Source organism: Variovorax sp. 20P10.2.4 (genome assembly GCF_058244205.1).
The window spans coordinates 1-24,829 of sequence record NZ_JBZAYE010000016.1; the positions used below are offsets into that span (position 1 = coordinate 1).

Below are 24,829 nucleotides of genomic sequence, written 5' to 3' on the forward strand. Positions count from 1 at the left end.
GGCAGCTCGCGCGCAGGCGCCTGATCGTGACGGTGGAGAACCACTCGATCGTCGGCGGCCTGGGCTCGGCCGTGGCCGAGGTGCTGGCCGAGGCCGGTGCCGGCACGCGGCTGGTGCGCCTGGGCGTGCGCGACCGTTTCGCGCAGGGCGCGTCGATGCCCTGGCTGTTCGAACGCCACGGCCTCACGGCGCAGGGCATCGCCGACGCGGTGCGGGAGGCATTGGCTGCGGACGAGAAGACGCGATGAGCGACGCCGTGCTGGTGCCCGAGCTCTGCCGGCTGCCCGCGCGCGAGCTGGCCGCGCTGATCCGGCGCCGCGCGCTGTCGTCGCGCGAGGTGGTGAGCGCCTTTCTGCAGCAGGTCGATGCGCTCAACCCGCGCTTCAACGCGATCGTCTCGCGCGTCGAGCGCGAACAGGTGCTCGCCGAGGCCGACGCGGCCGATGCGGCAGTGGCGCGCGGCGACGCGCTGGGTGCGCTGCACGGCCTGCCGCAGGCGATCAAGGACACGGCGCCGGTGCGCGGCATGCGCTCCACCTTCGGTTCGCCGCTGTTCGCCGACCACCTGCCGGCGGCCGACGCGATCATGGTCGAGCGCATGCGCGCGGCCGGCGCGATCTTCATCGGCAAGACCAACGTGCCCGAGTTCGGCCTGGGCTCGCACACCTACAACCCGGTGTTCGGCGCCACCGGCAATGCCTGGGATCCGCGCTTCAGCGCCGGCGGCTCCAGCGGCGGCACGGCGGTGGCGCTCGCGCTGCGCATGCTGCCGGTGGCCGACGGCGCCGACATGGGTGGCTCGCTGCGCAATCCGGCGGCCTTCAACAACGTGCTGGGGCTGCGGCCCTCGCAGGGGCGGGTGCCGTTCTGGCCGCGCGGCGATGCCTTCGCCGGGCAACTGACCACCGAGGGCCCGATGGGCCGCAGCGCCGACGACCTGGCGCTGCTGCTGTCGGTGCAGTCGGGCTACGACGCGCGTGCGCCGCTGTCGCTCGACGACGCGGTGCCCGACTGGCACGACCGCCTCGAGCGCGACTTCGCCGGTGCGCGCATCGGCTGGCTCGGCGACCTCGGCGGCCACCTGCCGTTCGAATCCGGCATCCTCGCGCTGTGCGAATCGGCGCTCGCGCGCTTCGGCGATGCGGGCCTGCGGGTCGAGCCGGTGCGTACCGACTTCGACTGGGAACGCGTCTGGCACGCCTTCACCGTGCTGCGCCAGTTCATCATCGGCGGCAAGCATGGCGCGCACTACGACGTGCCCGCCTCGCGCGCGCTGCAGAAGCCCGAGCTGCAATGGGAGATCGAGCAGTACCGCCGGCTCTCGGCCGACGACCTCTACCGCGCCGCGCTCGACCGCACTGCCTGGTACGACCGCCTGCTGGGCCTGTTCGAGCGGCACGACTTCCTCGCGCTGCCGACCGCGCAGGTCTTCCCCTTCGCGATCGAAGAGCATTGGCCACGCGAGATCGCGGGCCGTGCCATGAGCAGCTACCACCGCTGGATGGAAGTGGTCACGCCCGGCACGCTGTCGGGCTGCCCGGTCATCAGCCTGCCCGTGGGCTTCGATGCGCGCGGCCTGCCGATGGGCATGCAGATCATCGGCCGTCCGCGCGACGACCTGTCGGTGCTGCAGCTCACCCACCTCTACGAAAGCCTCAGTCCCTTCCTGCGGATGGCGCCGCCCGCGCTGCGCATGGATTGAGGGGCGGGCTCCCGCACACACACAGAACGAACGAGACAAGGAGCACCACCCGATGAACCCGACCCGCCCGCTCAAGGGACTGCACGCCCCGGTGGACCTGTGGCGCGATGCCTGGGGCATTCCGCATCTGCGCGCCGCCAACGCCGACGACGCCTTCTTCGCGCTCGGCCATGTGCATGCGAGCGACCGCCTGTGGCAGATGGACGCGCTGCGCCGCCGTGCGATCGGCCGCTATGCCGAATGGCTCGGCCCGGCCGCGCTGCCGATGGACATGCTGGTGCGCCGGCTCGGCCTGGCCGAGTGCAGCCGCCGCGACCTCGCCGCGCTCGGCGCGCCCGCGCGCGCCATGCTCACGGCCTACACCGCGGGCGTGAACGCCTTCATCGACCAGGGAGCGCTGTCGCCCGAGTACGCGCTGCTCGGCGAGACGCCCGAGCCCTGGGAGGAATGGCACAGCATCGCGGTGCTGCGCCAGACCGGGCTGCTGCTGAACTCGGTCTATCCGAAGCTGTGGCGCGCCATCGCGCTGCCGGTGATCGGCGCCGAGGCGATCGACCGCCTGCGCATGGACGACGGCGGCGAGGAACTGGTCTGCCTGCCGCCCGGTTCGCTGGCCGGGCGCCTGTCGCCCGACATGGCCGAGCTGGCCGACGCCATCTCGGCCTTCATCGGCGAGGCCGACACCGAGGCGGCCGGCGGCGGCAGCAACAACTGGGCGGTGCACGGCAGCCGCACGCGCAGCGGCCGGCCGCTGGTGGCCGGCGATCCGCACCGCGTGCTCGACATGCCCAACATGTACCTGCAGTGCCACCTGGCCTGCGACGCCTTCGACGTGATCGGCCTGACCTCGCCGGGCGTGCCGGGCTTCCCGCACTTCGCGCACAACCCCGACGTGGCGTGGTGCGTGACAGTGGCCTTCGTCGACACGGCCGACGTCTACCTCGAACGCTTCGATGACGAGGGCCGGCGCTACCTGCGCAGCGACGCACCCGGCGGCGGCGATGCGCAATGGGCCGAGGTCGAGCGCCGCGTGGAACGCATCCGTGTGCGCGGCCAGGCCGACGTGGACTGCGAGATCCTCGTGACCGCGCGCGGCCCGGTGGTGGCCGGCGATGCGAAGAGCGGCGGCGCGCTGGTGCTGCGCCATTCGGCCGACGTGGAGGCCGACCGCTCGCTCGACTGCATGCGTCCGATGATGGAGGCGCGCAGCGTCGATGCGCTGTTCGAGTCGGTGCGCGGCTGGGGCCTGGTCGACCACAACCTGGTGGCCGGCGACACCCAGGGCCACATCGGCCACCATGTGCGCGCCAAGGTCCCGCGGCGCGCGGCCGCTAACGGCTGGCTGCCGGTGCCGGGCTGGCTCGATCGCCATGCCTGGAAGGGCTGGATCGACTGGGAGCGCATGCCGCGCCAGATCGATCCCGAAGCGGGCCTCATCGTCACCGCCAACAACCGCGTGGTCGAGCGCCACGACGACTATCTCTGCACCGACTGCCATCCGCCGCACCGCGCGCAGCGCATCTGGCAGCTGCTGGTGGCGATGGAATCGGCCGACGTCGCCGGCATGGAGGCCGTGCACCGCGACACGCTGAGCCTGCCGGCGCGCGAAATCTGTGCGCGGCTCGCACCGTTGACGCTGGCCGATGCCCCGTCGCGTGCATTGCGCGACCGCCTCGTGGCCTGGGACGCGCGCCTCGAGGCCGATTCACAGGAAGCCGATGCCTACGTTTCGCTGCGCATGGCGCTGGCGCGCGCGGTGGCGCGGCGCAGCGGGCTCGCTGCGCTCGATGTGAGCCGGCAGCGCACCGTGCCGCCCGGCCTCGCGATCGACTACCAGCTCGGCTGGTGCGTGCCGCAGTTGCTGCGTGCCGACGATCGCGCGCTGCTCGGCGGCGCGAGCTGGGACGAGGTGCTGACCGAGGCCCTGGCCGAGGTCGCGCGCGTGCCGGTGGCGGCATGGGGCGAGCGGCATCGGCTCGAGCTGCGCCATCCGCTGGCGCCGGTGTTCCCCGCCGAGCCATTGGTGGCGCAGCGCGACATGGGCGCGATCGGCGGCGACAACGAAACCGTCTTCACCACCGGCTACCTGCCGCACCTGGGCCCGCATGCGCACTACGCCTCGCTGGCGCGCTACGTGTTCGACGTGGGGCAGTGGGAGGCCTGCCGCTGGATCGTGTTCCACGGCGCGGCCGGCGATCCGCGCGATGCGCACTACGCCGACCAGAGCGACACCTGGCGGCGCGCGGAAACGGTGCCGATGCACTACGACTGGCGCACCGTCGCGGCCGAAGCCGCTTCGCACACGCGGCTCACGCCGGCCTGAGGCCGCGGCGCGCAAGCGCCGCCGGCATTGCGAGCACAGCGCCTGCCGCAAGGTCGGCGCAAAAAAGAGAAAGCGCGCACAGCTCTTGCATGGGAGATGCCCGGATTGTCTTCGTTTGACACATGATATATCGTGTATCAAATTTCATATCGAGAGATTTCCAGCGTTTTTCCACGAACCCTCGAAGCCCCTGAAAGGAACCCGGCTCATGAAGAATTCCCCTCCCCTGTACGCACGGCTCGCCGGCTGGGCGGTGGCATGCGCGATGGGCGCGGCCGCGACCGCCGTGTGCGCGCAGAACGCACCCGCGCCGGCCAAGACCCTGCGCATGGCGATCAACAACGACCTCAAGGTGGTCGACCCGCTGTTCAGCAACACCTACGTGACGCGCGACTACGGCTACATGGCCTTCGACACGCTGTTCTCGCGCGACAGCAAGGGCGAGCCCAAGCCGCAGATGCTCGAGCGCTTCACGCAGTCGCCCGACAACAAGGCCTGGACCTTCACGCTGCGCCCGAGCCTGAAGTTCTCCGATGGCAGCGCCGTGACATCGGCCGACGTGGTGGCCACGCTGCAGCGCTGGGCCAAGCGCGCGACCATGGGCCTGCTGCTGGCCGACTCGGGCGCGGAGTGGAAGGTGGTCGACGACAAGACCTTCTCGCTGCAGCTCAAGGAGGGCATGGGCCAGGTGCCGCTGATCCTCGCGGCCAAGACGCTGTTCATCGTGCCCGAGAAGCAGGCCAAGGCCTTCCCCGACGCGCCGATCCCCGAACCCATCGGCTCGGGCCCGTTCATCTTCAAGCGCGACGAATGGATCCCGGGCAACCGCATGGTGTTCGTGCGCAATCCCAACTACGTGCCGCGCAGCGAGCCGGCCGACGGCCTGGCTGGCGGCAAGCGCGTGAAGCTCGACCGTGTCGAGTGGCGCTACATGCCCGATGCCAACACCTCCACCTCGGCGCTGAAGAACGGCGAGGTCGACATCGTCAACGTGGTGCCGCCCGACTACCAGGCCGCGCTGCGCACCGATGCCAACGTGCGGCTGGCGCAGACCGGCATCTGGCAGCCGTTCATGGTGGCCAACACGCTGGCGCCGCCGTTCAACAACCCGAAGGCGCGCGCGGCGCTGATGCACCTGGTGAACCAGGAGGAGATCCTCGCGGGCATGGGCTTCACGCCCGAGCCCGGCAAGTCCTTCTACTGCCCGGCCGTGTTCATGTGCGGCGCGCCCAACGAGACCGCCGCGGGCGCCGAGACGTTCAGGAAGCAGGACTTCGAGAAGGCCAAGGCGCTGCTCAAGGAGGCCGGCTACAAGGGCGAGAAGATCGTGTTCCTGCAGCCCACCGACGGCACGCAGTCGATGGCTGCGCTGATCTGGATCCAGTACCTCAAGAAGGCCGGCCTGAACCTCGACGTGCAGGTGATGGACCAGTCCTCGGTGCTGGCGCGCGTCTACAAGAAGGAAGGCCCGGCGCAAGGCGGCTGGAGCCTCTACCTCACGGCCTCGAAGAATGCCGACGTCGACACGCCGCTGACCAATGGCTGGGTGCTCTCGTCGTGCAAGGGCAGCGTGGTGCCGGGCTGGCCCTGCGACGCCAAGATCGACGAACTGCGCGACGCTTGGATCCGCGAGGGCGATGCCGCCAAGCGCAAGCAGCTGGTGGACAACCTGCAGCGCCGCTTCTATGAAGCGCCGCCCTACATCCCCTACGGCCAGTACCCTGCCACCTTCGCGGCGCGCAAGGACGTGAAGGGCACCGAGCTGTTCGGCATGGGCATCCCGATCATGTGGAACGTCGAGAAGTAAGGGGACCGCGGCATGGAATATGTGATCCGGCGCGTGCTCGCCACGGTGCCGGTGATGCTGGTGGTGTCGGTGATCGTGTTCCTGCTGATCCACCTCGCTCCCGGCGACCCGGTGCTCCTGATCGTCGGCGACTTCGCCACGCCCGAGCAGATCGCGCAGACGCGCGCCGCCCTGGGGCTGGACCAGCCGCTGTGGCACCAGTTCATGGTCTGGGTCGGCAACGTGGTGCGCGGCGACTTCGGCGTCTCGCTGTTCAACCAGATGCCGGTGTCGCAGCTGCTGGGCCAGCGCATCGGCGCCACGCTGTCGATCGCCTTCTTCACCATCCTGGTGGCGGTGCTGCTGTCGATCCCGCTGGGCGTGCTCGCGGCCTACCGCGCCGGCAGCTGGATCGACCGGCTGGTGATGGTGTTCGCGGTCTGCGCGTTCTCGATGCCGGTGTTCCTCACCGGCTACCTGCTGGTCTACACCTTCGCGCTCAAGCTGCAGTGGCTGCCGGTGCAGGGCTACCGCGGCATCGCCGAGGGCGTGCTGCCCTGGCTCAAGCACCTGGTGCTGCCGTGCCTGAACCTCGGGCTGCTCTACACCGCGCTGCTCACGCGCATGACACGTGCGTCGATGCTCGAGGTGCTGCACGAGGACTACATCCGCACCGCGCGTGCCAAGGGCCTGGGCGTGCTGCCGGTGCTCGGCCATGCGCTGCGCAACGCGGCGATCCCGATCGTCACCACCATCGGCGTGGGCATCGCGCTGCTGCTGGGCGGCGTGGTGGTCACCGAAACCGTGTTCTCGATCCCGGGACTCGGCAGCCTGGTGGTCGATGCGGTGCAGCACCACGACTACCCGGTGATCCAGAGCCTGCTGCTGCTGTCAGCGGCGGCCTATGTGCTGATCAACCTGCTGGTCGACCTGAGCTACAGCCTGTTCGACCCGCGCATCCGCTATTGAGGCCCGCGAATGACCGAAGCCATCCTGAACCCCGGCGCCGCGCGGCGTCCTCCCTCGCCGGCGCTGCGGCTGCTGCGCAAGCACTACACGCTGATCCTCGGCGTGCTGATCCTGTTGGTGGTGGTCACGGCCGCGCTGGGCGCGCCGTGGATCGCGACCCACGATCCGCAGGCCATCAACCCGATCGCGCGCATGAAGGCGCCGTCGGCCGACCACTACTTCGGCACCGACGCGCTCGGGCGCGACACCTTCAGCCGCGCCGTCTGGGGCGCGCGCGTCTCGCTCGTGACCGGCGCCTCGGTGGCGCTGCTGGCCACGCTGCTGGGCGTGCTGCTCGGCCTGCTGGCGGGCTTCGTGCGCTGGACCGACGGACCGATCATGCGCGTGATGGACGGCCTGATGGCGATCCCCGGCATCCTGCTGGCGATCGCGCTGATGGCGCTCACCAAGGCCAGCCTGACGACGGTGATCGTCGCCATCACCGTGCCCGAGGTGCCGCGCATGGTGCGGCTGGTGCGCGCGCTCTCGCTGTCGCTGCGCGAGCGGCTCTACGTCGAGGCCGCGCATGCGCTCGGCACGCGGCTGCGCACCATCCTGTGGCGGCACGTGCTGCCCAACATCCTGGCGCCGCTGCTGGTGCAGGCCACCTTCATCGCCGCATCGGCGGTGCTGGCCGAGGCCGCGCTGTCCTTCCTCGGCGTCGGCGTGCCGCCGCAGGTGCCGAGCTGGGGCAACATGATCTCGGAAGGCCGCAACCTGATCGCGATCGTGTTCTATCCCATCGTGTTCCCGGGCCTGCTGCTCGGGCTCACGGTGCTGGCGATCAACCTGCTGGGCGACGGCCTGCGCGATGCGCTCGACCCGCACGTGGCGCGCCAGCTCTGAGGACATGTCCATGAACGACACCCCCCTGGCCGCCAAGGGCGCGGCGCACCGCGCGGGCGATGCGCCGCTGCTCGAGATCGACGGCCTGCACACCTACTTCGACACCCTGGCCGGCGAGGTGCGCTCGGTCCACGGCGTCTCCTACCGCGTCGAGGCCGGCCAGACGGTCGGCGTGGTCGGCGAGTCGGGCTGCGGCAAGAGCGTGACGGCGCTGTCCGTGATGCGGCTGATCCAGACCCCGCCCGGGCGTTTCGCCGGCGGTGCCATCCGCTACCGCGGCACCGACCTCTTGAAACTCAGCGAGGCCGAGATGCGCCGCATCCGCGGCAACCGCATCTCGATGATCTTCCAGGAACCGATGACCTCGCTGAACCCGGTGCTGACCGTGGGCCGGCAGATCGCCGAGACCGTGATGCTGCACCAGCAGGTGGGCCGCCGCGAGGCGCTGGCGCGCGCCACCGAGATGCTGCGGCTGGTGCAGATCCCCGAGCCGCAGCGGCGCGTGAACGAGTATCCGCACCAGCTCTCGGGCGGCATGCGCCAGCGCGTGATGATCGCGCTGGCCCTGGCCTGCCATCCCGAGCTGCTGATCGCCGACGAGCCGACCACCGCGCTCGACGTGACGATCCAGGCCCAGATCCTCGAACTGCTGCGCGGCCTGCAACGCGAGCTCGGCATGGGCATCGTGATGATCACGCACGACCTCGGCGTGGTGGCCGAGTGCTGCGATCGCGTGGTCGTGATGTACGCCGGGCGCAAGGTGGAGGAGGCCGACGTGCTCGACCTGTTCGAGCGGCCGCTGCATCCCTACACGCGCGCGCTGATGGCCTCGATGCCGTCTATGAACACGCACAGCGCGCGGCTGACCGAGATCCCCGGCATCGTGCCCTCGCCGCACGAGGCGGTGCGCGGCTGCGCCTTCGCGCCGCGCTGCGGTTTCGCCAGCGAGCGCTGCCGCAACGAGGTGCCGCCGCTGCAGGAACATGGCGCGGGCGCGTCGCACCTGTCGGCCTGTTTCCATGTCGAGGAACTGGTGCGCACGACCGAAGTACCGACGGCCCAGGCCGCGTTGATGCAGGAGGCCGGCGCATGAGCACGAACGCGACAACCGAGGCGGGCACGCCCCTGCTCGAAGTGCGCGACCTGCGCAAGCACTACCAGTCGCCGGGCTCGTGGATCTCGCGCCGCAAGGCCTCGAAGGTCTATGCGGTCGATGGCGTGTCGTTCTCGGTGGCCGCGGGCGAGACGCTGGCGCTGGTCGGCGAATCGGGCTGCGGCAAGACCACCACCGGCAAGTCGATCCTGCGGCTGATCGAGCCGACCTCGGGCACGGTGCAACTCAATGGGCGCGACCTGCTCTCGCTCGACGCCGGCGCGATGCGCGAGCAGCGGCGCGAGATGCAGATCATCTTCCAGGACCCCTACGCCTCGCTCAATCCGCGCATGACGGCCGGCGAGCTGGTGGCGGAGCCGCTGCGCAACTTCGGCGAGTCGAACGGCGCGCAGCGCAACGAGCGCGTCGCGTGGCTGTTCTCGAAGGTCGGCCTGCGGCCCGAGGCCATGAAGAAGCTGCCGCACGAGTTCTCGGGCGGCCAGCGCCAGCGCCTGGGCATCGCGCGCGCCCTGGCGCTGAACCCGAAGCTGATCGTCTGCGACGAGCCGGTGTCGGCGCTCGACGTGTCGGTGCAGGCGCAGGTCATCAACCTGCTGACCGACCTGCAGGCCGAGTTCGGCATCGCCTACCTGTTCGTCGCGCACGACCTCGCGGTGGTGCGCCACATCAGCCACCGCGTGGCCGTGATGTACCTCGGCAAGATCGTCGAGATCGCCGGGCGCGACACGCTGTTCAGCGCGCCGCTGCACCCCTACACCGAGATCCTGCTGTCGGCGGTGCCCGTGCCCGACCCGCGCGTGCGCACGCAGCGCCGGCTGCTCAAGGGCGATCCGCCCAACCCGGCCGCGCCGCCCTCGGGCTGCCGCTTCCACACGCGCTGCCCGATGGCGCAGGCGCGCTGCGCCGAGGAAGAGCCGGTGCTCGAACAAAAGACGGCGGGCCAATGGGTGGCCTGCCATTTCCGCTGACTGCAAATCCACTCACACAAGGAAAGCGATACCGATGATTGCCGAATACGACAAGCTCGATGCCGTGGCCATGGCCGACCTGGTCCGCCGCCGCGAGCTCAAGGCCGAGGAACTGCTCGACGAGGCCATTGCCCGCACCGAGGCGCGCGACACCGTGCTCAACGCCGTCACCACGCGCTTCTTCGACCTCGCGCGCGACCGCATCGCGCAGGGCCTGCCCGACGGCCCGCTGCGCGGCGTGCCCTTCCTGCTCAAGGACCTGGGCGTGTTCTACGCCGGCACCAAGACCACCAGCGCCTCGCGCCTGTTCGCCGACTTCAGCTCGCCGATCGACAGCACCCTGGCCGAGCGCTACGTGCGCGCCGGCCTGGTGATCTTCGGCAAGTCCAGCTTGTCGGAGTTCGGCATCAGCGCCACCAACGAGCCCGAGATGTTCGGTCCCTGCCGCAACCCGTGGAGCCTGGAGCACACCACGGGCGGTTCGAGCGGCGGCGCCGCCGCGGCCGTCGCCGGCGGCATCATCCCGAGCGCGCACGCGGCCGACGGCGGCGGCTCGATCCGCATCCCCGCTTCGCACTGCGGCCTGTTCGGCCTCAAGCCCACGCGCGCGCGCGTGCCGCTCGGCCCGCACATCAGCGAGAGCTGGGCCGGCATGACCATCCACCATGTGGTGACGCGCTCGGTACGCGACAGCGCCGTGCTGCTCGACGTCTCGCAGGGCGCCGCGCCCGGCGATCCGTACTGGGCGCCGCCGCCCGCGGCCTCCTACCTCGAGCTGACGAAGCGCGATCCGCAGCGCCTGCGCATCGCCGTCTCGCTCAAGTCCTTCGAGGCCGTGGCGCTCGATCCGCAGGTGCGCGCCGGCGTCGAGAACGCGGCGAAGCTGTGCGAATCGCTGGGCCACCAGGTCGAGTGGGTCGATCCCGCGCTGGACGACGTGATCCCCGACGACGAGTACCTCCAGTGCCGCGCCGACATCATCCACGCCAGCATGTACACCTCGCTGCTGCGCCGCAACCGACAACTGGGCCGCGACTTCAGCGGCCGCGACCTGCAGCGCGTGACCGCGCTGTTCGCCGAGGCTGGCCGCGAGGTGAGCGCGCAGACCTACCTCAACGCCATCCAGACCTTGCAGCGCGCGAGCCGCGCGCTGGGCCAGCAGTTCGAGAAGTGGGACGTGCTGCTCGGACCCGTCTGCGCCACGCCGCCGCACAAGCTCGGCGAGGTCGACATGGAGAGCACCGACCTCGCGACCTACAAGGCCATCGCTCGCAGCCACACGGGCTACACCTCGATCTGGAACGTGGCGGGCAACCCCGCGATGTCGGTGCCGCTGCACTGGTCGAAAGAAGGCCTGCCGATCGGCGTGCAGTTCACGGGGCGCTTCGGCGCGGAAGACACGCTGTACCAGCTCGCGGGGCAGATCGAGCGCGCGGCGCCTTGGGCGGACCGGCGGCCGGCGGCGTTTCCGGCCACGGCCTGAGTTAACGGGCCGCCTGTCGTCGCCATGGGCAAGCACCATGGCGGCGACAGCTCAATGCGCGCTGGCAGTGGGCCGAATGACGATTTCGCTCGTGTCCACGTCCTCGGGCTGCGAGATCGCGAAGTCGATGGCGCGCGCGATCGCCGATGCGCTGATCGCCACCTTCCTGAACTCCTTCATTTCGTCGCGGCCCTTCTGGTCCGAGATGGTGTCGGCCAGTTCCGACTCGGTCACGCCCGGGCTGATCGTCGTGACGCGGATGTCCTGGTGCTCCTGCCGCAGGCCCTCGGAGAGGGCCCAGACCGCGTACTTGGTCGCGCAGTAGACGGCAGCCGTGGGCGAGACGGCGTGCGCCCCGATCGACGCGACGTTGATCACGTGGCCCGCGCCCTGCTTCTGCATCGTGGGCAGCACGGCGGCAATGCCATGCAGCACGCCGCGGATGTTGACGTCGATCATCCGGTCCCACTCGTCGAGCTTGAGCGAGGCGAGCGGCGACAGGGGCATGACGCCGGCGTTGTTGACGATGACGTCGATGCGGCCGAAGCGCGCGATGGCGTGGGCCGCGAAGGCCTGCACGTCCTCGCGCCGCGTCACGTCGAGTGCGCGGGCCTCGGCGATGCCGCCGGCGGCGACGATGTCCGCGACGATCCGGTCCAGCCGTTCGGTGCGCCGCGCGCCGAGCAGCACGGTGGCGCCGTTCTTCGCGAGCAGGCGGGCGGTGGCTTCGCCGATGCCGCTGCTGGCGCCGGTGATGAGGACGATCTTGGAAGTCTTTGCGTTCATGGTTGGTTCTCCGGGTCGTTGGAAATGAGGGGTCGGGTCATTGGGGGCGTGCCGGCGCGACGCGCCGCAGCACCATCCCGCCGTGATGCAGCACGCCGTCGATGAAGTCGCCATCGGCCGTGAAGCCCGTGTCGTCGACGTACTCGATGTGGTTGCCTTCGATGACGTAGCGGCCGCGGTAGGCGCTCTCGCGGTTGCCGCGCGCCTCGTCGTAGCGGCCGTTGGGCAGCAGCTGATGGCGCACGTGGCCGTCGCCGGTCACCCACATGCCGAGGTAGGGATGCGTTGTCATGTCCGATTCCTTTGGAGATCGAGCCTGGGCTCGGTGAGGGGCGGCGAGGGCCGTGCCGAGGGCCAGGAGCCCGAGGGCCAGCAGACCGCGCCGCGTGGGTTTCCGGCGGTTGCGGGCCGCTGGAGAAGGGGTGGTTCGTGAAGTCATGGGTGGACTTTAGGAAGGCGCGACGGTTAAGAGAACTCCCCGATAGCTGACTGCACCGGTTAGCATTGCTAACCAATGGATGCCGACTTCAACCTGTTGCGCTTCTTCCTCGCGGTCGCGAAGGAGCAGAACTTCCGCGCCGCCGCGGACCATCTGGGCGTGACGCGTTCGGCCGTCAGCCAGGGCATCCGGCGGCTCGAAGACAGCCTGGGCATCGCGCTGGTCCAGCGCTCGACGCGCCACGTGCGCCTGACCGAGGCGGGCGAAGCGCTGCACCGGCAGATTGCCGAGCCGCTGTCGACGGTGGGCGCGGCGCTGGAAGAGGCCGCGGTCGAAGGCCCTTCGCGCGGCGTGCTCCGGGTCGCGGTGACCTCGATCGCCGAGCGCTTCCTCTCGGGTCCGTTGATCAGCACTTTCGCGGCGGCCCATCCCGGTGTCACGCTCGATGTGACCGTGACCGACGACGAGTCGGACATCGTCGCCGCGGGTTTCGATGCCGGCGTGCGGCTGGGCGAGGTCATCGAGCAGGACATGGTGGCGGTCCCGCTGACCGGGCCGCAGCGCCAGATGGTCGTGGCGAGCCCGGCCTACCTGGCCGCGCACGGCGTGCCGACGCATCCGCGCGAGCTGCTCGCGCACTGCTGCATCGGATGGCGGCGTTCGCCCAAGGAAGCGCCGTACCGCTGGGAGTTCCGCGAGGACGGGCGCGACTTCGCGCTGACGGTGGCGCCGAGGATCACGACCAACGACATGCTGCTGATGATCCGCACCGCGCTCGCGGACACCGGCATCACGATCGGCATGGAGGAGACCTTCCGGCCCTACATCGAGCGTGGCGAACTGGTCTCGGTGCTCGACGATTTCCTGCCGAGCTTCGCGGGCTTCTTCCTGTACTTTCCGAGTCGCCGGAACCAGCCGCGCAAGCTGCGCGCGTTGGTCGATCACGTGAAGTCGTTCGCGCAGCGCTGAGCGCGGCGGGGCATCGGCCGGGTCCGTACCGATTCGAACGGAAGTCGACTGCTTCGGTCGGACCCTGCGCTAGACTGCCCGCATGCTCAGGCCGACCAAGTCCCAGATGAACGCCCGGATCGTCGATTGCGCCGCCGGCCTGTTCGCCAAGCATGGGTTCGAGAACACCTCGCTGCAGCAGATCGCGGATGCGATCGGCTATTCGAAGACGGGGCTGCTCTATCGCTACCCGAGCAAGAAGGCGATCTACGAGGCAGGCTTCCAGGCCGGGCGCGACCATGTGACGGCGTTGCTGGCCAGCGTCGAAGGCATGCGCCCCGGCATCCGGCGCGACCGCACCGTCGTCGCGTCCTATGTCGACTTCACCTTCGAATGGCCGGGCGTGTCGGCCTTCGCCAACCGGCTCTCGGGCAGCGAGGAGAGCACCGAGCCGCAGCTCATGGAGATCGCGCTGCTCATCTACCAGGCGCTCGGCACCGATCCGTTCAAGGCCAAGGCGCAGCGCATCGTGCGCATCACGCTCGCGTTCTCCGGCCTGGGCATCGCGGCGATCTCGGCGGTTCGCCTGGGTCAGCAGAAGGAATGGCGCGACGACATCATCGCGTCGGCGATGAACGCGCTGGGCCACTGAGCACGCTCGCTAGAGCGTCGGCAATGTCGCTCGCAGGTGATCGGCGAATGCCGCCGCCATGGCGGTTGCGGGCTCGAGGCTGAATTCGACCGCCAGCCCGATCGTGGGCAGCGCGGGCAGCACATCGCCGGTCTCCAGGATCTGCAGGTCCGACGGCACGGCGGACCGGGTGAGCACCGCGATGGCCCGGCCGGAGCGCACGATGGCCAGCAAGCCCGAGATGCTGGCGCTGGCATAGGCCAGCCGGTAGCTGCGCCGGGCGGCATCGAGCCGCTCGCAGGCCACGCGGTGGTCCAGCGTGTCGGGGTCGGACAGCGCGAGCTGCAGCGGCTCGCACGCTGCCGCGAGGTCATGCCGCAGGCCGACCCACACCAGCGCTTCGTGGCGAATCACGGGAAGCTTGCGCTCTGCGCCGATGGTGGAGACCAGCGCGAGGTCGAGCGTGTGCTTCCGGAGCTGGTCGTCGAGCCGGGCGGTCGGCGCGCAGAACACCTCCACACGCACCTGGGGATGCCGGTCCGCGAAGCCGCGCAGGATCTGCGGCAGGAAGGCGACGGCGTAGTCCTCGGGCAACCGAAGCGCAGCGTGCCCGACAGCGTCGCGCCCGAGATCTCGGCCAGCGCCGCATCGTGGTGCTGGAGGATCGTGCGCGCATGGCCCAGCAGGCGTTCCCCGTGCAGCGTGGGCACGACGCCGCGGCCGGTGCGATGCAGCAGCGGCTGGTTCAGCGTCTCCTCGAGCTTCTTGACCTGCATGCTCACCGCGGCCTGCGTGCGGCCGATCCGGGCCGCGGCCTGGCCGAGCGTGCGCGCCTGCGCAATCGCCACGAAGGTGCGCAGCAGGTCGATGTCGAGATGGCGGCTCAAGGCATGGCGTTTCTGGGGTGCGCGATTTTCGTACCGATTCGGTCTGATTGCAACCACAGTGGTCTGTGAGCCCGCTGCCGCAAGCGGCGCTGATAGCTGGAATAAGAAATATTGGCTTGGCGCATGCCCCCCGTGTTCCTAGACTTCGCGGCCTCGAACAAAGGGAGCTCTCCATGTCTTGCGGCGTCGATTCCGCCTTCTGGGCCAATACCCGCCGGCACCTGATCCGGTACGGCCGCGCCGGCGTGATGGTCGGCATCGATGGCGATGCACCCGACCTTCATGCGCTGTCGCAGGCGCTCAGCGTCGAGCTGCCGCTGGCGGCGTGGCTGACACCGGGGCAGACCGCGGAGGGCCGTCACGCCGGCGGCTTCTTCTATCTGCCTCGCGCGGGCGATGGGGTCGCCGCGGTACTTCCGCGACGGCTCGAAGTGGCGGTGCGCGCCGATGCCTGGCCCGACAGCGGCCTGCACGCCTTGCGGCGATCCTTCGACAGCGACGAGGCCGGGAATGCACCGGGCCGCGGACTGCTGCTGGGCATCGAGATCGTGCAGGCGCGCGAACGCGCGACGCTGGGCCTGCGCATGGACGTGGTCGCGCTGCATGGCCGGCACGGCGTCCAGGCGAGCGAAGCGGAGGCCGAGCTCGGCACGAGGCTGCTGAAGCAGGCCGTCGCGCACGGCGCGTAGCCGCAAGAGCGTTGCGCTTCGTTCGCCATGGGTACGCAGAACTATCTCCACCTGTGGGATGACCGCTTCCTCTACATCACGCCGGCCATCCGCTCGGGGCTGACGGCCCGCCCCTCGGCGACGCTGCTGGTGTCGCCCAGCGGGCGCCCGTTCGCGCTCGAAGGGATGGACGGCACGCGCGTGCGCTGCACCGCGGCGCTCGTGGCACCGCATGCGCCGCGCCGGCTCGATGTCGACGGCTGCGGCCTGCTGTCGCTCAACATGGAGCCGTCTTCCAACGTAGCGCGCATGCTCGAAGGCGTGCAGGGCGATCGCGGCATCCAGGTCATCGATGCCCAATGCTTCGGCCGCCTGCGCGAGCGCTTCGAGGCCGCGCTGCAGGGCGAACTGCGCGACAGCCAGCTGCGCGAACTCAGCACGCGCATGGTCGAGGCCGTGGCCGGCCGTCCGCTGCGCCATGTGCCGCTGGACCCGCGCATCGAGCGCGTGCTGGAGCGCGCGCGCACCCATGTCGGCCCGCTGCCGCTGCGCGACCTGTCGGCCGAGGCCTGCCTCTCGCCCGATCGGCTGACGCATCTGTTCCGCCAGCAGCTGGGGCTGTCGATCAAGCGCTACCTGCTGTGGACCAAGGTGCGGCGCACGGTCCAGCAGTTCGCGGGCCGCAGCGGCCCGCTGGCGGACATCGCCCACAAAGGCGGCTTCACGGACATGGCCCACATGAGCCGCACCTACCAGCGCTGCTTCGGCCTGGTGCCTTCCTTTCTCGCCAACGGCGCGCAGGTGCAGGTGCGCTCCGATGTCGGTGCGTTGCACACCTGGGGTCCACCCTGAGCAAGACGGCGGGTGCGTACAACGGGCGCGCGCCTGCCGTCCCTAAGCTCCTCGCCACTCCCCCGCGGAGTGATTCACAGGAGACACGATGCAACAACGACAACTCTGGCGCGCCAGCAGGCCGCTCGGCCTGCTGGCCATCGCAGCCACGCTCGCCGCATGCGGCGGGGGCGGTGGCAACAACGGCTTTTCCTTCGCCGGCACGGCACCGCCCGCGCCCGGCAACCCGGCGCCTCCGAGCGCCGGCGCTCCCGCTTTCAAGGCCGAGATCCGCCGCACCGCGATGGGCGTGCCGCACATCAAGGCGGCCGACTGGGGCGGCGTGGGCTACGGCTATGGCTATGCGCAGGCGCAGGACAACCTCTGCACCATGGCCGATGCCTTCCTCACCTACCGCGGCGAGCGGTCGAAGAACTTCGGTGCCGATGCGCTGCTCGTGTACCCGGGAACGATCGGCCGGCCGAAGAACATCGAGTCCGATTTCTTCCACAAGCACGTGCTCTCGAGCGAGACGATCGATGCTTTCGCGCAGGCCCAACCCGACAAGCTGAAGCAGCTGGTCGAAGGCTTCGCGGCCGGCTACAGCCGCTACGTGCGCGACCTGAAGGCCGGTGGCGAAGCCGGCGCGCACGCGGCCTGCCGTGGCGAAGCCTGGGTGGCGCCCATCGCCTCGGGGGATATCTGGCGCCGTCTCTACGCGGCCAACCTCACGGCCGGCTACGGCAATTTCGTGACGCAGATCGCGAGCGCGGTCGCGCCGGCGTCGACGGCCGGGCAGGCGCAGGCATCGGCGCGCGCATTGCGCCGCGCGCAAGGCACGCAACTCGCCGCGCTGCGCACGCAGCCCCCGAAGGCACCCGCCCTCGAGGTGGGAGGCAAGCATGGCGTGGGCAGCAACATGTATGCCTTCGGCACTGCGGGCACGGGCGACGACAGCGCGCTGCAGTTCGGCAACCCGCACTGGTACTGGCGCGGCCCCGACCGCTTCTACCAGGCCCAGCTCACCATTCCGGGCGAACTCGATGTGAGCGGCGCTTCCTTCCTCGGCGTCCCGCTGATCCTGATCGGCTTCAACCAGAACGTGGCCTGGAGCCACACCGTCTCGGCCGCGCGGCGCTTCGGCCTCTATGAACTCGCGCTGGCCGAGGGCGACCCGACCAGCTACCTGCGCGACGGCAAGGCGGTGAAGATGAAGCCCAGCACCATCGCCGTCGACGTCAAGGGCGGCCCCGCGCAGACCCGCACGCTCTACAAGAGCGAGTACGGCCCGCTCATCAACCTCGCGGGCATGAGTCCCGCGCTGGCCTGGAGCCCACGCACGGCCTTCGCGATCCGGGACATCAACGCCGACAACTTCCGCGCCTTCCGGACCTGGCTGCGCTGGGACCAGGCGAAGTCGCTCGACGAGTTCATCGCCATCCAGCGCGAGGAGGCGGGGATCCCGTGGGTCAACACCACCGCCGTGGGGCGCGGCAGCGCCAAGGCCTGGTACGCCGACATCACGGCCGTGCCGAACGTCTCGCCGCAACAGACCGAACGCTGCACCACGGCCGTGGGCCAGCTGCTGGCCGCCGCATTGGAACGCGTGCCGGTCTTCGACGGATCGCGCAGCGAGTGCGATTGGCAGACCGACCCCGACTCGGTGCAGAAGGGGGCCGTCGGACCGTCGCGCATGCCCAGCCTGCTGCGCGACGACTACGTGGCCAACATGAATGCGAGCGCCTGGCTCACCAACCCGAACGAGCGGCTCACCGGCTATCCGGCCATCTTCGGCGGCGTCGAGACCGGGTTCACCACGCGCTCTCGCCTCGGCCACCTGATGGCGCAGGGCCGGCTGAGCGGCACCGACGGCTATGCGGGCAAGACGGCCACCGCGGCGACGGTGCAGCGGATGGTGCTCGACAGCCGCGTCTACACCGCGGAGCGCTTCAAGGCGCAGGTGTTGGCGCTGGTGTGCGCGGTGCCCCGCATCGATGTGGCGGCTTACAACGATCCCTACCTAGGCGACACGCCCGCGGGCAGCGTCCGGACCGCCGAGGCCTGCGCCGCGCTGCGTGCCTGGGACGACACCGACAACATCGATGCGCGGGGTGCGCATGTCTGGGACGAGTTCTGGGGCCGCGTGGAGAACGCGATTCCCAAGAGCGATCTCTATGCCGTGCCCTTCTCCACCGAGGATCCGCTCAACACGCCGCGCGAGATCCGGGGCAGCGCGAGCGATGCGTTGCGCCAGGCTTTCGGCGCCGCGCTGATGCGCATCGAGGCCAGCCCCTATCCGGTGAATGCGCCGCGCGGCGACTACCTGTTTGTCACGCGCAACGGCCGCAAGATCCCGCTGTTCGGCGGCATGAGCGACCTCACGGGTGTCTTCACCACCACCGCCACCTTCAACCGGCTCGACCGCGGCGGCTACAGCCTCGATGGCGATTCCGTCATCGCCAACAGCTACATGCAGATCGTCCGCTTCCCGGCCGGCAAGGTGGAAGCCGACACCTTCCTGACCTATTCGCTCTCGGACGACCCGGCCTCGGCACACCATGCCGACTACACGCGGGCCTACAGCGCCAAGCAGTGGCTGCGCGTTCCCTACACGGAGGCGGAGATCGCCGCGGACCCGGCGTACCGGAGCGTTGCTCTGAGCGAGTGAGATGGGTGGGTGCCGGCGCCGTGCCTTCAGCGCGGCGCCGGCCCCGTGCTCGCGCGTTCCATCAGCCGGACCGGCAGTGCGACGGGTGCCGTCGCGGTGCCCGCACCCAGCCGCGCCAGCAACTGCCGTCCCGCCTGTTCGCCGATCTCGCGGATCGGCAGGTGCACGGTGGTCAGCGGCGGGTGCAGATAGGGCGCGAAGTCGTTGTCGTTGAAGCTCGCGACCGACAGCCGGCGCGGTACCTCGATGCCGGCCTGGTCGAGCGCGGCCAGCGCGCCGGCCGCGAGGTAGTCGCTGCCGCAGACGATGGCGCTGACGGGCGGCTCGCGGCGCGCGATGGCCTGCATGGCTTCGAAGCCTTCGCGAAAGCCATGGTCGGTCTCGATGACGGCCTCGGCGCGCAGCACGAGCGAGCGCTCGGCCATGGCGAGCTTCAGGTCGCGCAGGCGGCGCCTGGCGCGCTCGCTGTCCGCGGTGCGCCCGCCGATGTAGCCGAGGCTGCGATGGCCGAGCGCACGCAGGTGCTCGACGATCAGCACCGCCGCCGCCTTCTCGTCGAAGCCGATGCTGCTGCCGCTGGCATCGGGTGGCGCCCACATGCACACGAAGGGCGTGCGGCTCGCGCCGAGCATGGCCAGCACCTGCTGTGGCTGCTCGGCGCCGAGCAGCGCCACCGCATCGACGCCGCGCTCGAGCAAGGCGCGCAGGATGCTCGTGTCGTTGGCGGGCCTAGGTTCGGGCGCGGACAGCAGCAGCGTGTAGCCGCCGGCCGCCAGCGTCGACTCGAGCGCCTGCACCAGCGCCGGGAACGACGAACTGCCGAAGCGCGGAACGATCGCGCCGACGGTCATGGTGCGGCGCATCGCGAGCGCGCGCGCGGTGCCGTTGGCCACGTAGCCGAGCCGGTCGACCGCATCCATCACGCGCAGCCGCGTCGCCTCGCTGATCATGTTCGGCCGGCTCAGCACGCGGGACACGGTGCCGGTCGACACGCCCGCGAGCGCCGCGACATCGGCCAGCGAGGCGGCGCGGGCACCGGGCGTGGGAAGAGGGGAGGACGGGCGCGAGGCGGTCATGAATGGGCGATGGACAGCGCATGTTAGCCGCCCCGTGCAAGCGCATGCAGGCCTAGGTGCTAACCCCGGGGTCGTGCGGATTCGATTGCTCCTATGCTTCGTGCAAGCGCTTGCATGAACCGCCTGGAACGCGCTGGCGGGCCCACGAATGGAGACAGTCCGATGCATCCGATCCCCACGCTTCGCCGCGCGCTGCTCGCTGCCGCGGTGCTCGCCGCCACCTGCACGGTGGCGCCGCTCGCGCTGGCACAGCCCGCGGCATGGCCGGTGTCCGGCAAGCCGGTGCGCATCGTCGTGCCGTTCCCCGCGGGCTCGGGTTCCGATGCCACGGCCCGGGTGATCGCCAAGCTGATGACCGACGAATTGGGCGGCGCCCCCGTGATCGTCGACAACAAGCCCGGTGCCGGCACCTTCATCGGCGCGCAGGAGGTGGCACGCTCGCCGGCCGACGGGCACACGCTGCTCTACACCATCGTCATCACGCACACGCAGAACCCGCACCTCTACGCGAAGCTGCCCTACGACCCGGTCAGGGACTTCACGCCGCTGGCGCAGATGGTGAAGTCGGCCACGGTGCTGATCGCGCCGCCCGATGCGCCGTTCAGGAACATCGGCGAACTCGTGGCCTATGCCAAGGCGAACCCGGGCAAGCTCAACTACGCCTCGTTCTCGCAGGGCTCCACGTCCCACCTGAACGGCGAGCTGCTGCAGATGCGCACCGGCACGAAGATGACGCACGTGCCCTACAAGGGCACGGCCGACGCCTCGCGCGCGCTGGTCGCGGGCGAGGTGCAGCTGTACTTCGACGGCACCGCCACGGCGGTGCAATTGATCAAGGCCGGCAAGGCCATCGGCCTCGGCACGGCCACGCCGGCACGCGTGCCGGTGCTGCCCGACATGCCGACCATCGCCGAGCAGGGCGTGAAGGGCCTGGACATCGTGGGCTGGCAGGGCATCTTCGGTCCCGGAAACATGGACCCGGCCGTCGCGAAGAAGATCGGCGACCTGCTCGCGAAGATCGCGCGCTCGCCCGAGATGCTCAAGCTGATCGAGACGCAGGGCAACGAACCATCGGGTGCCTCCGGCCCCGCCTTCGCCGCCATCGTGAAGAACGACAGCGAGCGCTGGGGCGAGGTCATCAAGGCCGCCAACATCAAGCTCGACTGAGCGCAGGAGACATCGGAATGTTCGACACCATCATCCGCGGCGGCACGCTGGTCGACGGCAGCGGCGGCCCGCGCTTCACGGGCGACATCGGCATCGCCGACGGGCGCATCGCCGAGGTCGGCGGCAAGCTGGGCGCCGCGCATCGCGAGATCGATGCCAGCGGCGCCATCGTCACGCCGGGCTGGGTCGACGTGCACACGCACTACGACGGCCAGGTGACCTGGGACCCCTACCTCAGTCCCTCCACCGACCATGGCGTGACCAGCGTCGTGATGGGCAACTGCGGCGTCGGCTTCGCGCCGGTGCATCGCGACAAGCGCGAATGGCTCATCAGTGTGATGGAGGGCGTGGAGGACATTCCGGGCACCGTGCTGGCCGAGGGCATCGACTGGCAGTGGGAGAGCTTTCCCGAGTACCTCGACGCGCTCGAGCGCATGCCGCGCGCGCTCGACGTCGGCGCGCAGATTCCGCACTCGGCGCTGCGCACCTACGTGATGGGCGAGCGCGGCATCACGCACGACGAGGCCACGCCCGCCGACATCCAGGCCATGGTGCAACTGGTGCGCGAAGGCATGCGGGCCGGCGCGCTGGGCTTCTCGACCAGCCGCACCATCATCCACAAGTACCAGGGCCGCAAGTACCCGCCGGGCACCTTCGCCTCGCCCGACGAGATCCTCGGCATCGCGCGCGCGCTCGGCGAGGTCGGCCATGGCGTCTTCCAGATGACGTCGAACCACTACCAGATGGAGACCGAGCTGCCGTGGATGACGCAGCTCGCGCGCGAGAACAACCTGCCGGTGGCTTTCGCGCTGGTGCAGACCGACCAGACGCCCGACACCTGGAAGCGCCTGCTGGCCGCGCTCGACGAGACCCACCGGCAGAACGTGCCGCTCTATGGCGCGGTGGCGGGCCGGCCCGCCGGCATCCTGATGGCGTGGCTCGGTTCCACCCATCCGTTCATGGCGCATCCGCTGTGGCAGCAGATCGCGCCGCTGCCGTGGGCCGAGAAGCTCGCGCGCCTGCGCGACCCGGCGGTGCGCGCGCAACTGACCGACATGGATGCGCTGACCGGATCGGCCCGGCACGACAGCCGCATGGCCTACCTGACGCAGAGCTTCCACAAGATGTATGCGCTGGGCGCCGAGCCCGACTACGAGCCGCCGCAGGAACGCAGCGTGGCCGCGATCGCGCAGCGCGACGGACGCACGCCGCTGGAGGTGGTCTACGACATGCTGATGGACCTCGACGGCAAGGGCATCGTCTACTTCCCGAGCTTCAACTACGCCTACAACGACCTGAGCCAGCTGCATGCCGAGCTGCAGCATCCGCGCACGATGATGAGCCTGGCCGATGGCGGCGCGCACTGCGGCTACATCTGCGACGTGAGCATGCCGACCTACATGCTCACGCACTGGGCGCGCGACCGCAGTCGCGGGCCGACGCTGCCGCTCGAGCTGATGGTGCAGCGGCAGACGCGCGACACCGCGCGCATCTACGGCCTGGAGGACCGCGGGCTGCTGCAGCCGGGCTACCTGGCCGACATCAACATCATCGACTTCGACCGGCTGCGCATTCCGCCGCCCTATGTCGCCTTCGATCTGCCGGCCGGCGGACGGCGGCTGGTGCAGACCGCCGAGGGCTATCGCGCGACGCTGAAGGCGGGGCAGACCATCATGGAGAACGGGGAGCGCACGGGGGCGCTGCCCGGGAAGCTGATGCGGGGACCGCAGCGCCGCGCGTGAGGGCGCCGCGGGACGTCAGCGCACGCAGCTGAAGCTGCTGGCGAGATCGACGTCGCCCGCCCCGTCGTAGCGCGGCCAGGCCGGGTACTCGCACAGTGGACGGGTGCGGCCGTTGTTGCCGGCATTGGCATCGGTCATCGTGAGCTTGGAGGGCGCCACGCCCTGCTCGACCCAGCGTTCGAGCGCATCGACCGAGTCGAAGCGCACGTCGTAGGCGCCGCCGCCATGCCCGTAGCCGGGCACCTCGTAGTACTTGAGGAAGGCGCCGACCCGCTCGCTGCCCATCGCCGCGACGGCGCGCCGGTGGAACTCCTCGGACGAGCCCGCGGGAATGAGCGGATCGGCCATGCCGTGCACGATCAGCACCTTGCCGCCCTTGTTCGCGAACGCGCTCAGGTCGGGGTTGACGTCCAGCCGCGACGAGATGTAGCGCAGCCGCTGCTGGACATAGCCGTTCGCATCGACGGCGAACAGGAAGGGGTCGTAGCTGGCATCGCGGTAGACCATGTACTTCACGAAGGATTCGCCGATGTAGGTCGCGAACGCCATGTCGAAGCGCGAGGGCGTGGCCGGCGCGCTGCTGCCCATCGCGGGAATGACGCCGCCGTTGAAGATATTGAGCGCGGCATAGCCGTCGGTGCCGTTGGCCAGCAGGTAGGGCAGCTTCAGCGGCGTGGCATAGGCACGGAAGCCCCCGATCTGCGCCGTCGACAGGCAGCCGTCGCCGCTGTCGGCGCCGCCCGGGCAGGCGAGGGTCGCGGGATCGAAGGCGCAGGCCGAGACCTTGGCGATCACGCCGTCCGTTGCGCCATCGAGCGCGTCGCAGGCTGCGACCACCGAGCGGGTCAGCAGCTGCTGCTTGGCCGGGTTCGACCAGGCGCCGGGCGCGGCGAGCGCCTTGGAGGTGATCGCGTAGTTGGTCAGCATGCCCGTCAGCGACCAGGCGGGAAAGTAGGCGATGACACCGTCGTAGAGCGCGGGCCAGCGGTCCGCGACGTAGAGCGCCTCGCGGCCGCCGCCGGAACCGCCCGCCGCATAGGTGCGCGCGGGCGCCGCGCCGTAGCGCCGCGCGATCAGCTTCACCGCGACGTCGCGCGTCTTGCGCAACTGGTCGCCGAAGTAGTTCTCGAGCGCCTCGTCGTTGAGCGCGAAGCTGGCCTCGGCGGCACTGCTGCTGTGACCCGAATCGCTGCCGAAGGCGGCATAGCCGCGCGCCAGCGGCGTGGCGAGGCCCGAGGCGCCGGGCGCGTTGCCGTTGCCCGCGATCACGCTGCCGTCGTAGCCGCCGCCCGTGAGCTGCATGGCCTTGCGGTTCCAGGCGGTCGGCAGGGCCAGGTCGAACTGGATCGGAGGAGCGCTGGCGTCGACCGGTGCGATCGATCCGGTGACGCGGCAGTACTCGCCGACCGCGGTCGATCCGCTGCCCGCCGGCGCGACGAGCGTGGTGCTGGCGACCACGGCACCCGAGGTCGGCAAGGCGATGTCGGTGGCGGGGATGCCGAGCCCGTTCAAGGCGGCGCAGGCCTCGGCCGCGCTCGGCGCGGGTGCGGGAGGTGGTGCGGGCGTATCGGAGGCCGGCGCGGGCGCGCCTGCCAGGCCCGAAGCCACCGGCGCGAATCCGCTGCCTCCGCCGCCGCCACCGCATCCGGCCTGCACCGCGAGCGCGATGACCGAGGCCGCGAGCGAGATCCTTCGCTTCGAAACATGGGTCGTGGGGGTGTAGCTCTTGTTCATCTCTTCGTCTCCTGCGTCCGTG

The 24,829-nt window shown here is 70.2% G+C and carries 20 protein-coding genes and 1 pseudogene; 16 read left to right on the top strand and 5 right to left on the bottom strand.

Features of this window, described 5'->3' with window-relative positions; genetic code table 11:
* From AC27VN_RS03025 to AC27VN_RS03065, 9 genes are all read left to right on the top strand, one after another.
* The coding region (locus tag AC27VN_RS03025; protein ID WP_490875573.1) for a transketolase C-terminal domain-containing protein at nt 1-248 on the top strand (248 nt) is incomplete at its 5' end.
* Nucleotides 245-1,702: an amidase gene (locus AC27VN_RS03030; protein WP_490875574.1), complete on the top strand. Its 1,458-nt coding sequence runs from the start codon at nt 245-247 to the stop codon at nt 1,700-1,702. The genes AC27VN_RS03025 and AC27VN_RS03030, both read left to right, overlap by 4 nt.
* A 52-nt stretch (nt 1,703-1,754) precedes the next feature.
* A complete protein-coding gene (locus tag AC27VN_RS03035) occupies nt 1,755-4,025 on the top strand; it encodes a penicillin acylase family protein (protein WP_490875575.1) in 2,271 nt (756 codons plus the stop codon).
* Nucleotides 4,026-4,233: 208 nt separating this feature from the next.
* Nucleotides 4,234-5,832 (top strand): ABC transporter substrate-binding protein, encoded by a 1,599-nt coding sequence (locus AC27VN_RS03040; protein ID WP_490875576.1) that lies wholly within the window; start codon nt 4,234-4,236, stop codon nt 5,830-5,832.
* A gap of 12 nt (nt 5,833-5,844) precedes the next feature.
* Complete coding sequence (locus AC27VN_RS03045; protein ID WP_490875577.1) at nt 5,845-6,780, top strand: ABC transporter permease; 936 nt, start codon at nt 5,845-5,847, stop codon at nt 6,778-6,780.
* A gap of 9 nt (nt 6,781-6,789) precedes the next feature.
* Entirely contained in the window at nt 6,790-7,665 is an 876-nt protein-coding gene (locus AC27VN_RS03050; RefSeq protein WP_208509999.1) for an ABC transporter permease, read from the top strand.
* Between the two features lie 10 nt (nt 7,666-7,675).
* Nucleotides 7,676-8,758 (top strand): ABC transporter ATP-binding protein, encoded by a 1,083-nt coding sequence (locus tag AC27VN_RS03055; protein ID WP_490875578.1) that lies wholly within the window; start codon nt 7,676-7,678, stop codon nt 8,756-8,758.
* Nucleotides 8,755-9,747, top strand: a complete 993-nt coding sequence (locus AC27VN_RS03060) for an ABC transporter ATP-binding protein (RefSeq protein ID WP_490875579.1) — start codon at nt 8,755-8,757, stop codon at nt 9,745-9,747. Before AC27VN_RS03055 ends, AC27VN_RS03060 begins: the two co-directional genes overlap by 4 nt.
* A gap of 34 nt (nt 9,748-9,781) precedes the next feature.
* Nucleotides 9,782-11,230 (top strand): amidase, encoded by a 1,449-nt coding sequence (locus AC27VN_RS03065; protein WP_490875580.1) that lies wholly within the window; start codon nt 9,782-9,784, stop codon nt 11,228-11,230.
* A gap of 51 nt (nt 11,231-11,281) precedes the next feature.
* Here AC27VN_RS03065 and AC27VN_RS03070 read toward each other — a convergent pair whose 3' ends face one another.
* A complete protein-coding gene (locus AC27VN_RS03070) occupies nt 11,282-12,016 on the bottom strand; it encodes an SDR family oxidoreductase (protein ID WP_490875581.1) in 735 nt (244 codons plus the stop codon).
* A 37-nt stretch (nt 12,017-12,053) separates the two neighbouring features.
* Nucleotides 12,054-12,308, bottom strand: a complete 255-nt coding sequence (locus AC27VN_RS03075; protein ID WP_490875582.1) for an Atu4866 domain-containing protein — start codon at nt 12,306-12,308, stop codon at nt 12,054-12,056.
* Between the two features lie 222 nt (nt 12,309-12,530).
* Between AC27VN_RS03075 and AC27VN_RS03080 the strand changes: the two genes are divergently transcribed.
* Nucleotides 12,531-13,424, top strand: a complete 894-nt coding sequence (locus tag AC27VN_RS03080; RefSeq protein WP_208507991.1) for a LysR family transcriptional regulator — start codon at nt 12,531-12,533, stop codon at nt 13,422-13,424.
* 82 nt (nt 13,425-13,506) lie between these two features.
* On the top strand, nt 13,507-14,055 hold the full coding sequence (locus AC27VN_RS03085) for a TetR/AcrR family transcriptional regulator (protein ID WP_490875583.1): 549 nt from the start codon (nt 13,507-13,509) through the stop codon (nt 14,053-14,055).
* Between the two features lie 9 nt (nt 14,056-14,064).
* Here the strand turns inward: AC27VN_RS03085 and AC27VN_RS03090 are convergent.
* Nucleotides 14,065-14,921: pseudogene (locus AC27VN_RS03090) on the bottom strand (LysR family transcriptional regulator).
* A gap of 173 nt (nt 14,922-15,094) precedes the next feature.
* On the opposite strand from AC27VN_RS03090, the gene AC27VN_RS03095 reads away from it, so the two are divergent.
* The 3 genes from AC27VN_RS03095 to AC27VN_RS03105 all read left to right on the top strand — a co-directional run bounded on the left by AC27VN_RS03095 (nt 15,095) and on the right by AC27VN_RS03105 (nt 19,088).
* The gene (locus tag AC27VN_RS03095; RefSeq protein WP_490875584.1) at nt 15,095-15,610 is read left to right on the top strand and encodes a hypothetical protein; all 516 of its coding nucleotides are present in this window, start codon (nt 15,095-15,097) and stop codon (nt 15,608-15,610) included.
* A gap of 27 nt (nt 15,611-15,637) precedes the next feature.
* Nucleotides 15,638-16,441 carry a helix-turn-helix domain-containing protein gene (locus AC27VN_RS03100; RefSeq protein ID WP_490875585.1) on the top strand — a complete coding sequence of 268 codons (804 nt, stop codon included), beginning with the start codon at nt 15,638-15,640 and terminating at the stop codon, nt 16,439-16,441.
* Between the two features lie 88 nt (nt 16,442-16,529).
* On the top strand, nt 16,530-19,088 hold the full coding sequence (locus tag AC27VN_RS03105) for a penicillin acylase family protein (RefSeq protein WP_490875586.1): 2,559 nt from the start codon (nt 16,530-16,532) through the stop codon (nt 19,086-19,088).
* Nucleotides 19,089-19,114: 26 nt separating this feature from the next.
* Here AC27VN_RS03105 and AC27VN_RS03110 read toward each other — a convergent pair whose 3' ends face one another.
* Complete coding sequence (locus AC27VN_RS03110; protein ID WP_490875587.1) at nt 19,115-20,164, bottom strand: LacI family DNA-binding transcriptional regulator; 1,050 nt, start codon at nt 20,162-20,164, stop codon at nt 19,115-19,117.
* A gap of 162 nt (nt 20,165-20,326) precedes the next feature.
* Here AC27VN_RS03110 and AC27VN_RS03115 point away from each other — a divergent pair, with 162 nt between their 5' ends.
* Together AC27VN_RS03115 and AC27VN_RS03120 are read left to right on the top strand one after the other, a co-directional pair.
* A complete protein-coding gene (locus tag AC27VN_RS03115) occupies nt 20,327-21,331 on the top strand; it encodes a Bug family tripartite tricarboxylate transporter substrate binding protein (RefSeq protein WP_431513660.1) in 1,005 nt (334 codons plus the stop codon).
* Between the two features lie 17 nt (nt 21,332-21,348).
* A complete protein-coding gene (locus AC27VN_RS03120; RefSeq protein ID WP_490875588.1) occupies nt 21,349-23,073 on the top strand; it encodes an N-acyl-D-amino-acid deacylase family protein in 1,725 nt (574 codons plus the stop codon).
* A gap of 15 nt (nt 23,074-23,088) precedes the next feature.
* Here AC27VN_RS03120 and AC27VN_RS03125 read toward each other — a convergent pair whose 3' ends face one another.
* Nucleotides 23,089-24,807, bottom strand: a complete 1,719-nt coding sequence (locus AC27VN_RS03125; protein ID WP_490875589.1) for a tannase/feruloyl esterase family alpha/beta hydrolase — start codon at nt 24,805-24,807, stop codon at nt 23,089-23,091.
* Nucleotides 24,808-24,829 lie beyond the last annotated feature (22 nt).